Annotated in this window: 12 protein-coding genes; 10 read left to right on the forward strand and 2 right to left on the reverse strand. The window is 58.2% G+C overall.

Translation table 11 applies throughout. The features are described 5' to 3' along the window. Complete coding sequence (locus OBACDRAFT_RS00560; RefSeq protein WP_043581986.1) at positions 1–606, reverse strand: hypothetical protein; 606 nt, start codon at positions 604–606, stop codon at positions 1–3. A gap of 35 nt (positions 607–641) precedes the next feature. Then, positions 642–4979, reverse strand: coding sequence for a glycosyl hydrolase family 28-related protein (locus OBACDRAFT_RS00565; RefSeq protein ID WP_043581987.1), 4338 nt, complete (start codon positions 4977–4979; stop codon positions 642–644). A 183-nt stretch (positions 4980–5162) separates the two neighbouring features. Between OBACDRAFT_RS00565 and OBACDRAFT_RS00570 the strand changes: the two genes are divergently transcribed. From OBACDRAFT_RS00570 to OBACDRAFT_RS30440, 10 genes are all read left to right on the forward strand, one after another. Next, positions 5163–6578, forward strand: coding sequence for an alpha-L-fucosidase (locus OBACDRAFT_RS00570; protein WP_081721729.1), 1416 nt, complete (start codon positions 5163–5165; stop codon positions 6576–6578). A 23-nt stretch (positions 6579–6601) separates the two neighbouring features. Then, positions 6602–7693 (forward strand): hydroxyacid dehydrogenase, encoded by a 1092-nt coding sequence (locus tag OBACDRAFT_RS00575; protein ID WP_232766458.1) that lies wholly within the window; start codon positions 6602–6604, stop codon positions 7691–7693. Between the two features lie 47 nt (positions 7694–7740). Then, on the forward strand, positions 7741–8697 hold the full coding sequence (locus tag OBACDRAFT_RS00580) for a hypothetical protein (protein WP_043581989.1): 957 nt from the start codon (positions 7741–7743) through the stop codon (positions 8695–8697). Positions 8698–8736: 39 nt separating this feature from the next. Continuing rightward, positions 8737–8970 carry a hypothetical protein gene (locus OBACDRAFT_RS00585; RefSeq protein WP_043581990.1) on the forward strand — a complete coding sequence of 78 codons (234 nt, stop codon included), beginning with the start codon at positions 8737–8739 and terminating at the stop codon, positions 8968–8970. Between the two features lie 159 nt (positions 8971–9129). Then, positions 9130–9405: a hypothetical protein gene (locus OBACDRAFT_RS00590; RefSeq protein ID WP_157836849.1), complete on the forward strand. Its 276-nt coding sequence runs from the start codon at positions 9130–9132 to the stop codon at positions 9403–9405. 475 nt (positions 9406–9880) lie between these two features. Beyond that, a complete protein-coding gene (locus OBACDRAFT_RS00595; RefSeq protein ID WP_043581994.1) occupies positions 9881–11569 on the forward strand; it encodes a hypothetical protein in 1689 nt (562 codons plus the stop codon). 63 nt (positions 11570–11632) lie between these two features. After that, positions 11633–11866: a hypothetical protein gene (locus OBACDRAFT_RS00600; protein WP_157836850.1), complete on the forward strand. Its 234-nt coding sequence runs from the start codon at positions 11633–11635 to the stop codon at positions 11864–11866. A 30-nt stretch (positions 11867–11896) separates the two neighbouring features. Further along, a protein-coding gene (locus OBACDRAFT_RS00605; RefSeq protein ID WP_088179263.1) for an IS5 family transposase occupies positions 11897–12737 on the forward strand; the annotation gives its coding sequence in 2 pieces (ribosomal slippage) (positions 11897–12304 and positions 12306–12737; 840 coding nt in all). 904 nt (positions 12738–13641) lie between these two features. Further along, complete coding sequence (locus tag OBACDRAFT_RS00615) at positions 13642–14334, forward strand: RNA polymerase sigma factor (RefSeq protein WP_081721730.1); 693 nt, start codon at positions 13642–13644, stop codon at positions 14332–14334. Between the two features lie 308 nt (positions 14335–14642). Then, entirely contained in the window at positions 14643–14771 is a 129-nt protein-coding gene (locus OBACDRAFT_RS30440) for a hypothetical protein (RefSeq protein ID WP_269799043.1), read from the forward strand. The last annotated feature ends 5 nt before the right edge of the window (positions 14772–14776 follow it).

Here is a 14776-nt window from a genome sequence, read left to right on the forward strand (position 1 = left end):
CTATGGGTGACGGCGGCGAATGAAGGCAAATGTCAGCGCGATTGCCGCTGCTAAAAATACAGATGTCGCCGGCTCGGGAACCGCACCGGCCACGGTGATCGTAACGCTCGCATGTTGGCCAAGCTCATGCGCAGTGAAATTGTTGCTCACCCATCCGTCACCAGGCTGGCTGTATGTCTGAAGAACGTAAGATCCCACGGCGGAAGCATCGGCAAGAAAACTGTATCGGCCAATTAACCACATGCCATTACCGATCGCCGCCGAATAGTCCTCAAGCGCGGCGCCCAAGGGCGACGAGTTTACCGGATTAAGGAGACTTGAAGGCGGTAGCACGGGTGTTCCTAAAAAGGTGAACGGGCTTCCAGTGATGTCGCGCCCGATAAGGCTGAACTTTCCTGATGCGTTCGCATCCTTCCAAAAGAAGTCAAATGCGTTGAGCGGCTCATTGTTGGTGACTTCGACGCGTAAGGTTACGGAGAACGTATCGCCAGGGTTGATGGTGATGTTGGTTTCGTCGGTGACGAAGTTGACGGCGGCTTGCGCGGTCAACGCGGAGAGCAGGAGGAGCAGAAGCAACAGGACGGGTTTGCTTAGTGGTTTTTTCATGGGAGGACGGAGGAGGAGGTTTTTGAAGATTTTGTTCAGAAGGCGCGGAGTTGCGGGAGATAGAACCAGATTTCGCCGTTGATGGGTTCGTCCGCGCTGCGACCGGCGATTTGAATCAATTGCAGAACACGAGTGGCGTCCTCCGGCAACGTGCCGAGGGCGGGATGCAACACGCCGCGAACGCCGAAATCGGGGAAATATTCGCGATTGGCCGAACCGCCGTCACCGCCGTCGCTGGCGGTGGGCGCGCCGGCTTCGTCGCTCTTGACTGGGAACCATCCACTCTTGCTGTTGGTAATCATGGACACGGCGGCGATACCGGTCAAACCGGGTCGCACTTCATAGCCGACCACGCTGTCAACTTTGCTCGTTCCGGGAACGAAGCCGTGAAGCGAAACGGGGCCGTTGAATTGCACAACAACGCCGCTTGTTCCAGTCACGTTGTTAAAAATGACTTTGCGCACGGCCACACCGTCAATCACCTCGTCGCCGATGCTGGCGCCGGCAGGCAACGCTGGCAGTGTCCAGCCCGACCAATCGTTCGGATTGTAGAGCGCGTTCGGGCGCTCGAAGAGTTGCGTGTAGTTTTGGAAACTATGGCGGGTCGCGCTGAAAATCGCCTTTGCCATCGCCGCCGCGCCGCGAGGCGTGGGGTGCACGTTGTCAGTTTTCAAGTAACCCTCGCGCGTGACAAAACCGCGCGGTTCCGTCGTCATAGCATCCCAAATATTGGCGACCCAAACGCCGTTCGCGGGATCGTGTTTGGTGTCGATGTAATCGCGGATGGCAAGGTGGTCGGCAAGTTTCGCGCCTTTGACGGCGGGGTCACTGTCGCCGACGTAAGTTTGAAACGGATATTCGTTGAGAAGGATGAGTGCTTTGCCCGCCGTTTGGTGCGCGGCGATAATGGTGTTGATGTTCGTTTTCCCCTTCGCAACGGAGATGCCCATATTGCGGTCGTTGGCGCTGATGAGAACGATGCTGCCGACGGTCGGTTTGTTCACCAAGGGCGTGAGGTAGGTGGCGACAAATTGATCCGAACTGATGCCGCCTTTTGAAGAGAGGTTGTCTTTTTTGATGGTAATCGCGCCTTGCAAAAGTTGCTCGGCCCATATCTGCGGATAACGGCTGTCGCGTGTGCCGGAATTGTAGGCGACCGAACGACTGTCACCGCCAACTCCCCAATCTCCAACGGGCAAACGCGGGATTCCAAGACTTAGAACGCTGCGTTCTCGATTAACATCCGCCATGTTTATAGTGCCGTCACAAGTCACATCAAAATGGAATCCGGAAGCATCCACGGAAGTGCCCAAACGACTGCGCGACAAATTGACGTCAACCATGTTTATGTTGCCATCGCCGTTCAAATCGCCCGGCAAAATGCCCGCCGTAAGCGAGACCGCGTCGAGCATTCCGCCGTCTTCGGCGATGATGTTTTGCAGTTGGATTTTCAGCACTTGCGCATTGGCGACACCCGTAACGGTGACGACGGCCTGATAGTCCACGATTTCCACGGGCAACTCGACTTCACCCTCACCGATGACAACCTCCGCCGCACCGACGGACGCAACTGCTTTGTCGAACTCGACAACAAACGTCAGCTCGTCGCCGAAGCGGCATTCGACAGATGGCGGTTCGAGTGGCTCGTCAAAATCGTCGACCCAAAACTGAACCGGGATGCCGAATGTTCCCGCGCTTCCGTGGGCGCGTATGGAAAGCGCCTCGACCGGTTGCGGCGGCAATGCCGACCCCGGCTCCTCCGGGATTTCAGGTTCGCCCGGAGTTTCAGGATCCTCCGTCTCGTCATCGCCGACGCCGGAGAGGGGGGGGATGACGGCTTCGTCGGTCAGCGAAAAATTATCCAACAAAATTTCGCCGACAAAATCACTTGTTGCGCTGCCGTTGGCGGGATTGCGCGTGATGTTAAAGTTGTTGATGGTGACCGGCGCAGTTTCGTTCGTCCAGTCGCTGCCCTTGCCGCCGCTGCCGGCGACCCCCGAGGCGATTTTAGTGTTGTCAAGCCAGACATCCATTGTGCCCGTGGCGACGCTGCCGCCATTGTAAACGAGCGTTTCGGCGGAGCTGTTAAAAACGATTCGTAAGGTATGCTTTTGGTTTTGTGAAAACTCGCCGAGCGTGGCCGACGTGTCGGGCACGTTGTTTGTTCCCGTGACGCGCCGCACGCCACCCTGTCCGATGCAAAGCGCGAAGACGGTGTTGCCATTCGCCGCCCAGCCGTTGCCGAGCCGCAACATCCAACCTATGCCCTGCGCAGCGGCGTTTTCCGGCTCGTAAAAATCGAACGCCAACATGCCGCTATCACTCTCGCCGCCGAGAGCGTTGGATGCCGTTGAAAGAAGAAAATTGTAATTCCCGTAACTCGCCGTGCCGTTCGCGTTGCTGGTGTCGGCGACGCGCAAATACCGGTTTTCCGTTCCGCTGCCGAAATGGTTTCCCGAGTCGGTGACGATGCGCGAAAACAATGTGTTGCCGTCGTCGGTTGTTTGCGGCGCGGTTTGCGGCGACCAGCCGTTTAGCGTGTAGGAAAGCGGCAGGGCGGAGCCGCTCGTGTAATCATTAAAATCGTTTGAAAAATTTGTGTTTCCCTGCGAGCTGAGCCGCCGCGCGCGCTGGTCGAGGAAGAGCGAAAACGGTTGCAACGTATCGCCCAGGCCCTGGCCCTCGAAGTGATCCTCCGGCGTGGTGAGCACATTGACTTCGGGATGGCTTCTGCGCTGCAAATTTGGACGGGGGCCGCGCGACCCGATGGCGTATCCGAAACGCGCCTGCTCGCTGAGCACGACGGGCTGCCACGACGGCCAATCTGTGTCGTTGGTGGCGGTGCCTTCGAGGTTCCAGAAAATGGAATGAATCGCACTGAGACCGTGCGAAATGCTGCCGGAGGGTCCGCGGAAACGAGCCTCAAAACGGCTGTTCAAGGTTGTGCAAACATCAATCAAATTGGCCTGGCTGAGATGCGCGTGAAAATCGCTTGCCAAGCCGCCCGTCGCGTAACCGCCCGCCGGAGCGTTCGGTCCGCCCGTGGCGTGACCCGTCAGCGCGTCGAAACAATTATGAATCACATTTCCCGCCGCGCCGATTCCTGTGATTTGAAACCCGTGTCGCGCGAAACGCGCTTCGCAATGCTGGATGAGACTTTCGCCAGTGTTGTAGAGTTGAAACATGTAACCGTTGCCACCGCCGCCGCCGTATTCGGGACGTCCGAAAGCGCAGCGTTCAATCGTCACGTGCGTCGAATCCTCTGCCGAAATACCACCGCTCAAAATGTGCGCGGTGGTGGTGTTTCCCGACGGTTGATAGCTCGAAATCCGCCGTGCCCAGCAATCGCGCACACGCTCGAATTTGATGAAAAAACAACCCGTCACATCGTAACCCATCGTGCCTGATTTGCTCGTGTCGTTTTCGTCCCAGGTGGTGCCGATGTGCTGGATGTTGCCGACGGAAAAATCTTCGAGGCCGACTTCGGAGAGCGGAGCGGCGGTGAGACGGACGACGCGGGCATTGTCGCGCAATTTCAGCGAATAACGCACGGGCGCGTCCACGGTGAGCGTGTTATTGGCGGCGTCCACGGCGAGCACGGTGCGGCGGTAACGCAAACCGCGCAGGCCGTTGGGCGAGGAACTGCGGGCTTCCTCATTTTGCCAGTCGTTGGGGCCGAATTTGGCGGCGTTTTCAGTGTAATCGGAGCGGGATTTCCAATCGGTGCCGTGTTCCGTCACCCAGGCCTCCGTGATGTCGTTGCGAACGACGACAGTGTCGCCAACCGCGAACGCGGAGGTGTCCGTGACGGGGATGGTTTTGGTCGAATGCAACAAATCTTGCGAAAGCGGCGCGTAGGCGTTTCCCACGGCGAGCGGCGCGCTATTGAAGGAGCCTTTGACGCGAATGACGTGTTTGTAACGCATCGAGGTCGAGGCGTGCAGGAGGAAGGTTTGGCCGCGACCCGCGCCGCGCAAGACGACGTTCGGTTTGTCCATCAACAATGCCTCGTTTTTGTCGCCTGCCGTGGAGAGCCGGTAAGTGCCGACAGGAAGAAAGACTACGCCGCCTCCCGCGTTACCCGCAGCGTTGATGGCGGTCTGAATCGCGGCGGTGGCGTCGGTCGCTCCGGACGAGTCGGCATTATAAGGCGCGGCAGTGACGTCATACACCGGGCCGGTGATGTTCGGGATCGTCGCCTCGCCCACGTGGTAGCCGGCATAGGACAAATCTTGAAGAACCTTGCCGGTGTCGAGATTGGCGGACTCCGGATAGTAGCCGATTTCCGGATACAGTTCCGAGCGCCACGAGGCGGCCGAGAGTGTGGCGGCGGAAAGCACGGAGAGAAGAACGAGGCGGAATGAGAGGTGCATGATCGGAAAAGGGTTAACCGGAGCGGGAGGGGAAATGGATGAACGTCCACGACTGTTTCCGTCCGTGGACAGATTGGCCAACACCGGTTCATTTACACACGTGAACGACCGAAGGGATCTTCACCTGTGTAAACAGGACGCCTGTTGTCACGGGGCCCCTAGCCGCGCGAGCCTCTTCCTCCCATGATCCCGCACAGCCCGCATAAAAACGCCTCCGACCAAGACCGGCCCGCTCCCGCCAATCCGCACGCATGGTTTCGGGAGGCAACCTATGGACTTTTTATTCACTGGGGCCCGGCCTCCCGGCATGGACGAGGCGAGCAGATTCTCATGCGTGATCTGCGCGACCAGCGCGAATACGCCCGACAGGCCTGCGCGTGGAATCCTTCCGCATTCGATGCCGGGGAATGGGCGCGAATCGCTATGCGCGGCGGGTTTCGTTACGCGGTCTTGGTCACACGTCATCACGACGGTTTTTGTATATGGGATACCGATACGACCGATTACTCCAGCGCGAGCCAGGCGGCGGGCCGTGATTTTGTGCGCGAGTATGTCGAGGCGTTCCGCGCCGCCGGCCTGCGTGTGGGGCTTTATTATTCGTGGAATGATTTTCGCATCCCGGCGATGTTCGCCGGACCCAAGGACGATCCCGCCGGATGGGCCCGCTTCTGCAACTATACACACGCTCAGGTGCGCGAATTGATGACCCGCTACGGCAAGATAGACCTGCTCTGGTTTGACGGTGTGTGGCCGGGTTCCGCCGCCGATTGGCGTAGCGCCGAACTCGTCGAGGAAGTGCGCCGCCTGCAACCCGGCATCCTCATCAACAACCGGCTCGGTTTCGTCGGCGTGGAGGAGGATCAGTATGGCGCGGGCGGCGATTTCGGCACGCCGGAGCATCACAGCACGGCGCTTCCCGGTCGCCTCTGGGAATCGTGCCAGGTGAGCACATGGCGACTCTGGGGATATTGTCCCGGAGAACGCTGGCGCGCCGCGGATGTCCTGCTGGATTCGCTGACCGAAGCGTCCACCCAGGGAGGCAATCTATTACTCAATGTTGGCCCCGACGCCGAGGGCCGGATTCCGGCGGAATTTGTCGAACGCAGCAACGCCATCGGAGACTGGTTGCGCATCCACGGCGAGGCCGTTTACGGCACGGAGACCGTCGCCGTCGGTGAATGCACACTGTTCGGACGCCAGACCCGGCGCGGCAATACGCTGTATCTGATCATTCGCTTCTGGCCCGGCTCCACCTTGCGCTTTCAAGGTCTGGCTACGTCGGTTCGTCGCGCAACGTTGCTGACCACCGGCAGGGAAATAAGCTGTCGGCGGGATGACGGCGGGCGAGGCATCATTTTGGAAGGACTTCCGGAAACGTCACCACATCCCATGTTCCCGGTCATCCGCTTGGAACTGGACGGCGAACCGCGAACGTTGCCGACATTTCTATCCGGCATGTGGGGTGGCAACCCTGCGCGGCTGCTTGCTTGGGCGCGAGAACGCGGCGACGGCGTCATGGCCGACGGCTCCCACCGTCCGATTACACAGCCTCTCTCTCGTAGTGATAAAATGATGACACCTGTTCACCCGTGTAAATAACACACCACTGGCAAGTGCGCATCATGTCGGTGAACAGTCAGGCGATGCTCCAGACCCTTCAGATTGCCTCCACCATTGGAGACGGGATACCGTCGCCACGGAGCCGTGCAGGCGCTCAGGTAGTATTCACATTAGCCGACGAGGACCGCCGCCTGTTTTTCCCGGATCACAACGATTGCCTGCCCGTCGAAACCATCTGGATCAACGCGCCGTGGATGGAGCGTGCGGAGTGGGACGAGTGCCTCGCAGAGCATCGCCCGCGCGTGCTCGTCACCGGATGGAACACGCCCGCGCTGCCGGAGAGGCACGCCGCGGTGCGAGGAGGCTCGGTTGACTATGTATGCCATGTGACGGGGTCGGTGCGGCAGATCGTAACGCGCGAACTCATCGCCTGCGGTCTGAAAGTCAGCAACTGGGGAACGCTAGCCGCCCCGCAGGTCGCTGAACATGCGTTGCTGCTGGCGCTGGCGGCGTTGCGCAACCTTGGTGCCTGGCGGGAATTCATGTGTCGCCCTGCCGATGAACAACATTGGCATAAACATCAACTGGCGACGCGCACGTTGCATGGCAAACGCGTGGCGATTCACGGTTTTGGCAGCATTGCCCGCGAATTTATCGCACTCCTGCAACCATTCCACGCGCAGGTGACGGCCTTCTCAGAGGGCGTGCCCCCGTCATTCATGCAAAAGCACGGAGCGTCCCCGGCGGCATCGTTGCGCGAACTGGCCGAGAACGCGGACGTGTTTATTGAATGCGAGGCGTTGACGGAGGCGAACGTAGGAAGCGTCAACGCCGCCGTGTTGTCCGCGTTGCCGCGCGGAGCCGTATTCGTAAACGTAGGACGCGGAGCCGTCGTGAATGAGACCGCGCTTGTCGAGATGGCCCGTGAATACGGCCTGCGAGTGGCGGGCGATGTGTTTGCCAGTGAACCCTTGCCGCCCGATTCGCCCATTTTCGCGCTGCCCGGCGCAGTCCTTTCCCCGCACATAGGCGGCCCCGCGTTCGACACTTATCCGGCCTGTGGCGCGCGTGCACTGGAAAACGTCCGCCGTTACCTCGCCGGTCTTCAACCCGAAGGTCTTATCACCACCGAAATTTTTGACCGCTCCACCTGAGTGGCAAAATAGAAACCCGAACATCAACCCAAAACAATGGATCGCATATGCATATATACATAAAAACCTCGCTTGTCCGCATCCTGTCCGCGCTCTGCGCGTTCTTGGTCGGAGGCATGACAGCTCACGCCGCCGACGTTTTCTATCAAGACTTCGATTCCTACACAGCCGGAGCCGCGCTGCCACGTGCTTATTCGGGGGCGAACACCTTCAACACGGAGTCGTCTGGGGACGTTCACGACGGAATCAATTACTTCACCAATATTGTCCAAGACACCACCAACCTCTTCGGACGCGGCACCACCAACCAATACCTGCGTTATGAGGATACGAATGCCTTGGGCGGCAATTTGATGCGGCTCTCCACCGGCACCAACCGCATCAGCACCCAAGTCGGTACACTCTCGTTTGATTTCGTCATCCCCTCCGCCGGCACACGCACCGGCTGGGGCATTTATCTGGGCAACGGCTGGCCCGGAAGTGGAAACTCGGTGTTCGGTATGCTTCTCAGATTTAACGACAAGGGCATCTACGCATTCCAAAACAAGGGTGCCTCTTTAGCGACTGCTCCAATGTCAGAGGATGCCTATTACACCTTCGGCACGGCCGCCACTCTGTCCATTGTGTTCAACAGTTCCCCGACCGCCATCACCTATGACGGCTACACGCTCGCATCGGGCGCGATGGACGTGTGGCTCGGCACGACGCGCATCGGACAGGGCATCCCCGCGGCAGGCGGCAAAGGCCAACCCGATCCAGATGGTTGGGTTCCTGGCTCCAGGGTAGGCGCCACAGCAATCGACATCAACAATATCAACATATCCTTCAACTATGGCAACGAGTTCACCGGCGCCCTCCTCATCGACAACTTCAAGATCACCGACACGGCGATCGCCCCGTCCGCGGTTCCTGAGCCCGCCTCGGCGGCCTTGTTCGGTGGTATCGGAATTCTGGTGACGACGCTCGTCTGGAAGCGCCATCGCGCCATGTCCGCCGGTCTGTAAGAGCCTGTTTGTTGTTTTCCGGAACGCGCCGGACCGGACATGGTCTCGCGTTCTGGAATCACTGAGCTTATCCGCCGCTCCATCGCGCTGTTCGACGTAGTTCAGTCGCACAAGCGCGGTTGCCTGATGCTTGCTCTGCCTGAAAACGCCGTCGACCTAGAAACGCTCCTGCATGCCCTGCACGCGGGCAACCAGCGTTTCGAGGTTTTCGCCGCGCATAACTTCCCATCCGGACTTGATCCGCCCTCAAGAGAAGTCCTCAGTCCTTCGTGATTGTCCGTGATTCTCTTGGCTGGAATACTGCCAGCATGTCGCTTCCAGCATCCGACAACGACGACGTGACGAGCCTCACGACCTTTGAGGTTCTGGTTTTCGCGCCTTCGCGCTGAGCACGCCGAGGCGCAATACACTGCTCGCGGCCGCATCCGCCGCATGACCGAGGACGTGGCGCTCATGGAGAAGCAAATTGCCGGCATGGAAAAGGACCTGTCGGTCCGGGCGGATACGCGCGGCGATAAGTTTTCTGTGATCGTAGATCGGCGTCACTTCGTGGAACGGCTGGAAGCCGGCGCCGCGTTGATCAAGGCCGTGGACCGTCTCCTCGACAAGCGGGCCTCGGAAATCGTCATGCAGATCGCCGGCTTCAACGTGGAGTTCCGCCACACGCTGCCGGATACGCTGACGATCCGGGGAGCAGCACGAACCTGACCGCGCGCTGATCTTGGGCCACCATGGCCCAATAATGGTTCAGTGCTTCGACCACCTCGTCGGATCGCAGCGTGAGCGACCGGCTTGTTCCGGCTTTCGCCTGCACGGTTTTGACAACTGCAGCCGTTATGACCTCGAAATCCTCGGAAGACTCGATGTAAAGCGCCTCCGCGTCGCCCAACTCCAGCCAAGCGAAAACCGTTAACCACCATTGGAACACAAAGCCCTCCGTTGTCGCCGTGGCGCGGCGACGTTCATCCGCCGGCAGGGCTGGAGGGATTCCCGACACGAATCCCATATCATGGATGCGCAGCGGGTAGCGCAAGAATGTTCACTGCGACGCTCACTTGCCCGGCAAGACATGAGGCACTGTCCGGCGATGGAGCCTTGGTATCGTGTCGAGCGTTGGTCTGATCGTTTCTCTTTTTTTGGGTTTTTTCTTGAAATAACAATATGTTATTACTATTTGTAAATAATGGCAGCAAAACGTGCGCTTAACGAAGACGACTACACCCGCGCGGCCCTTTCCCGCGAGATTGCCCGACTTAGATCCGATGCTGTGGTATTGGACCGGTTTCTCGCCTTCGCGGAGACCGAAGGTGGCGTGGACCGAGCACGGTTTCTGCCCCGTTTGCGCGTAATTTTTTCCGGCCGCGCAGCGCCGGCCTTTATCGCTCTGCTGATCCAGAAGTTTTTTTCCCATCATCTCCATCTGGGTATTCAGCGCGAGGTTTGCGCCGGAGTGGAGTTTCGAGCGACGCCAAGCATGTTACCCATCCTGAAAGCGTTCGCCTTTTCCCATCCGGGAGTGGATGTCATTTCCTCCTGGGCCTGGGTTCCGGAAGGACAGGTTTCGAGCGGATCGATCTACGGCACCATTCACAAGCCATCGCTCGACGACGAGGCGGCCAAGGCGGCTGGGCTCGACCAAGCGGCCATCGCCAAGCGCACTAAGGCGTATCAGAAATGGTTCAGTAAGGAGCTGGAATCGTGGCCTGACGTCTATGAGAGAAACGGGGAACGGCATTCAGTTTTTTACCGCATGCATCGCGGATACGATCCGCTTGATCCATACGCCGCAGATGAAGACTCGAAGGACGACGCCCACGATCAGGCACTATACCTCTGGGAAGCCTGCGCCTTACTCGACGTGGTGCACCGAGGGGAGTCCTTTTGCCTCTTCTCGCCGTTGATCGATGAGTTTTATTTGCAAGAATTCTCCCGCATCGCGAAAGAAGATGGACAGAAACGATCGTGTGACGGCCTGCGGGAACTATGGGAAAAGCCTGAAAGCCATTACCTACATTGGCTAGCGGTGCTAGCGAGAGCAGGCCGATTACCGGCACTTTTACAAACGGCCTTCGCGGACCTGCGAGCGTCCCTGATTCCGAGATCACGACGACTTGAACGATCAATCGATGAAATCCTGCTCTATGCTCACGAGGATACGATCTTGCGTGCGCCGCCGTTGCTTCGGGCGGACTTTCTTCTCGCGCGCAATGAGATTAATCGGGCGACCAGTAGTTTCTATCTCAAGCACGCAGAGGAGATGGGCCGAGTCCTCGAACGGCTCTTGGCTGAGGGTGAAGCGTTTGCGGCGATCGAAAGCGAGGCGCTTAAATATGTAACGCCGACGATCACCGCGACGCTGGGCAGCATTACCGATGACGAAATCGACGCGTTCCTGCATGATTGTAGTTACCAATCAAGCAGGCTGGCGATGCGATGCATTCGTAGTGAGCTGCAGAAACCGGCTCCGTCTGCTCGCACCCCTCGTTATCACTTCGGGTTGGATTTGAAGAAAATGGTTCTAGAAATGGCAGCAGGAGCCGGACCAAATGCGACGCCATATTGGCTTAGCGCCGAGGGCGCCTACACGATTTCAGCGGAATTATACGGTGCTCTTCGTGTAAAATACGACGCTGTCGCCGAACTTACTTCGGCGACTGACTACGGAGTTCTGAAAGTGCGATTGAAGGGTTCGAAGGCGAATCCGGTGGTGTTTGATGTGAAGCTTGAACAGAATGTTCGAGAGCGGTGGGAGCAAGAGGAGTCAGAGATATTCGAGCGCATTCGGAGGTTTGTCACGGTTCTGCGCAATGCCAACAGTGTCGGGACCACTTTTGGGCGACGCAGCCCGGGCCAGCCCGCCATCACAACATAATTGGATATGCCGGCCGGTGCCAACATGTCGCGTAACGACCCCATGACCTCCCGGGCTCCGCCGATGCGCAACCGTGACCGAAAATCGGAACTGAGCTATGCACTGAAGCGCCAAGCCCTCTGGAGTGTATCCAGTTTGGTCGCGCTGCTGATTGGTGTGGGAATCATCGTCACAATGCAGAGACCAGAAAGCGCAGAAAAGATGTGGGATTTGCTCGGTCCCATCATCTCGATGGCGATTGGTGGGATTCTTGTCTATGTAGGATCGGCTAAGAGATTATCCCTAAATTACTCTTGATATTCAGGAGAAGAAAGAAGAGAGAGGAGCATGAGCCGAACGAAGCGATGGGAAGTGAGTGACGGATTGTGGGAGCGGGTGGAGCCGCTGCTGCCGAAGGAGGCGCAGAGGGATGCGGGGAAGCAGTATAAGCGAAGGCCGGGGGCTGGGCGTCCCGGGGTGGACAAGCGCAAGGTGTTCGAGGCGATAGTGAGGGTGTTGCGAACGGGATGCCAGTGGAACAGCATCACGAAGGGAAGGGACGGGGTGGGGTCGAGCAGCGTGCACCGCTACTTTCAGGCTTGGACGAAGGCCGGAGTGTTTCTGGAACTATGGCGCAAAGGTCTGGCCGAATATGATGAGATGGAGGGGATCGCGTGGGAATGGCAGTCGATTGACGCCACCCAACTGAAGGCCCCCCTTGCGCAAGAAGCAGTCGGACCCAATCCGACGGACAGGGGGAAAAAATGGGACCAAGATAAACGCCCTGACCGAAGGCGGTGGAGTCCCTCTGTCTGTGTTCATAACCGGCGCAAACGTGCACGAATCAACCACGGTGAGCCAGCTCATCGGGGCCAAGGTGCTTCATCAACAGCCTGACGGCGAAGAAATGGATGAAAACCTCTGCGCCGACAACGCCTACACCGGACGAGCCGATTTGATCCGCGCACTCGGTTACATCCCCCACATTTGCCCCCGCAGGCAGGAGGCCGAGGCTCTCAAACATCAGCCGGGATTCAAAGCACGCCGTTGGGTCGTGGAGCGCTTCTTCTCATGGCTTAAGCGCAGCCGAAAAATCCTGGTGCGCTATGAAAAATCGCTCCTCTCCTATTGGGGCTTGGTCTGCCTCGCCTGCTCCCTGATCTCCCTGCAACGATCAGACATTATTTAGGGATAATCTCTAAATCTCGACGATAGGCCATCAGGTTGAGGAAGCGCCGCTTGTGCGAACGGATAACCTGACAAAACTACTCGTGAAGAAATGAATATTTGGCCTTGGATGTATACCGACCTCAGCCTCCCATCGGAGAGCGACGCAATAGGGGACAACAGCAGAGGGCGGCGGTCGTGCCGGTCGATCGCGAGGTAAAGCAGCAGCAGGACGATGCCTCTGGCGCCGGGCGAAAGTTGCTCCACGTTGGTGCCATCGTATTCAAGACCATACCCGCCCCTCCACCTCTCGCCCCTTTTCTCTCTCCTCAATCGCACGCATCGACCAATCCACCAAGTTACCCACATTGTTCCGTCGTGACAACATCGCCGCATGGGACCAATGAGTTGAATACCGAGATTCGAACTCCGTGAGATTCCTTGACGCTTTTGTAAGCCGTCCCGCAGAGTTGAGACGAGACAGACACCATTCTTTCGATTCAAATTCGCTCCGTAAGTTGCTGGAGGTTCGTGTAAAGCATTCAAATGGGCAGCCATTTATCAAAAGCCCTCGCAACGAATAAGTTGCGGGGGCTTTTGTTGTATGCATATTCTGGACTCGATCGGTTGCATTTGTGTGTATTGACAAATTCTTAGCCATGCCATCAGCCACACAAATTCAGGCTCCGTTATTCGTTGAAGTTACGCGGGTTGGAAAAACGAAGGAGGCCAGATCGTGTAGAACTGATAACCGGCCTCGACATGCTTTGGTAGCATAACACCCCATTTTCAGCGGGACAGGTTCGGGTAGTCTTGGGCTGATGGTAAAGTTACGACGTTTTTGCGATCCCTCGTCGTCATGCGGCCGACTTCCGCCCGGCCCACGACCCGCCGCCGATGCGCAAGCGAAGCCCCGCTGGCCGTCCATGTCCGAGCCTTCGTGTCATGGTTCTGCCGATACGATTCCCAGTCCGGAGACAGAGCATGACGCAACGCTGGTGAAACGAGTGAACGCCGGGGATGCCGCAGCCTTCGCCGAGATCGTCATGCTTCATCGCGGGAAACTATTCGCCATCGCCTTCTCCCTGCTGCGCAACCGCGCCGATGCTGAGGAAATCGTCCAGGACACGTTCATCCGCGCGTATCGCGGCCTGGCGCTCTTCCGCGGCGAATGCCCGTTCGCCGCCTGGCTGCGCCGGATCGCCGTCAATCTCTCGCGCAACCGCTACTGGTATTTCTTCTGCCGCCACCGCCATGCGACGCTCTCGTTTGACTGCACACTCAATGCCGGAAACACCGCGACCTTCGCGGACCTTATCGCGAGCGATGATCCCGATCCTGTGCGCGAAACGATGAAACACGAATTTCTCGCGCACGTCGCCGCGTGCATGAAGGAGCTCGGCGCCCTTCAGAGCGAAATCCTCACGCTGCGCAATCGCAAGGGCTGCTCCTATGACGAAATTGCAGAAACCCTCGGCATCAGCGAGGGCACGGTGAAAAGTCGCATCGGACGGGCGCGGGAAGATCTTCTCAAACTTCTTGCCCGGATCTATCCCGAGGCTGCAGGGGGAAGCCCGCTCTTTTCCCGCTGGTTCGAACCCGGCCGGCCGGCCACGTAGTTGACTTTGACCGATTGGGAGTCACCGGAAGACAGGTGGTGGCCGTCCGCTGTTTTTCTTTCAAAACTTCGGGCCGACGAGGGAACCACCCGCCTTGCGTGACCACAGTGGGAGCCATGAGCAAAATATCATCAACGCCCCGCGACCTTCTGGTCGAAGAACTCAAGGGCCTCTGGAACGCCGAGAAGCAGCTTCTCGTTCACGATTTGGGTCGCCCGGTCTGAACCGGCTTTCCGCCGATGTGCGGAATGTGTATCCGAATTATAATTACCAAGTAATCAAGCAACCACTACTGAAAACACTGTTTTATGAATGACATCGTCCACATCCTCCCTCCCATCGCCGCAATCGGCTATTCGCTCGTTTATATTCTTCTCGGCGGCGGCCTGCTCGGCGCGGCTCTGATTTTCGTGATCGCCAAGGTTCTAGGCAGGTAAAGCCG

This window comes from Geminisphaera colitermitum TAV2, from assembly GCF_000171235.2.
GTDB classification, from domain to species: Bacteria; Verrucomicrobiota; Verrucomicrobiia; order Opitutales; family Opitutaceae; genus Geminisphaera; species Geminisphaera colitermitum.

Coding starts and splice junctions, on each gene's coding strand:
- OBACDRAFT_RS00565 (WP_043581987.1), bottom strand. CDS start 4,979: ATGCACCTCTCATTCCGCCTCGTTCTTCTCTCCGTGCTTTCCGCCGCC.
- OBACDRAFT_RS30440 (WP_269799043.1), top strand. CDS start 14,643: ATGAATGACATCGTCCACATCCTCCCTCCCATCGCCGCAATCGGCTAT.
- OBACDRAFT_RS00600 (WP_157836850.1), top strand. CDS start 11,633: ATGCGCAACCGTGACCGAAAATCGGAACTGAGCTATGCACTGAAGCGC.
- OBACDRAFT_RS00585 (WP_043581990.1), top strand. CDS start 8,737: ATGGTCTCGCGTTCTGGAATCACTGAGCTTATCCGCCGCTCCATCGCG.
- OBACDRAFT_RS00560 (WP_043581986.1), bottom strand. CDS start 606: ATGAAAAAACCACTAAGCAAACCCGTCCTGTTGCTTCTGCTCCTCCTG.
- OBACDRAFT_RS00595 (WP_043581994.1), top strand. CDS start 9,881: ATGGCAGCAAAACGTGCGCTTAACGAAGACGACTACACCCGCGCGGCC.
- OBACDRAFT_RS00580 (WP_043581989.1), top strand. CDS start 7,741: ATGCATATATACATAAAAACCTCGCTTGTCCGCATCCTGTCCGCGCTC.
- OBACDRAFT_RS00590 (WP_157836849.1), top strand. CDS start 9,130: ATGACCGAGGACGTGGCGCTCATGGAGAAGCAAATTGCCGGCATGGAA.
- OBACDRAFT_RS00615 (WP_081721730.1), top strand. CDS start 13,642: ATGTCCGAGCCTTCGTGTCATGGTTCTGCCGATACGATTCCCAGTCCG.
- OBACDRAFT_RS00570 (WP_081721729.1), top strand. CDS start 5,163: ATGATCCCGCACAGCCCGCATAAAAACGCCTCCGACCAAGACCGGCCC.
- OBACDRAFT_RS00575 (WP_232766458.1), top strand. CDS start 6,602: ATGTCGGTGAACAGTCAGGCGATGCTCCAGACCCTTCAGATTGCCTCC.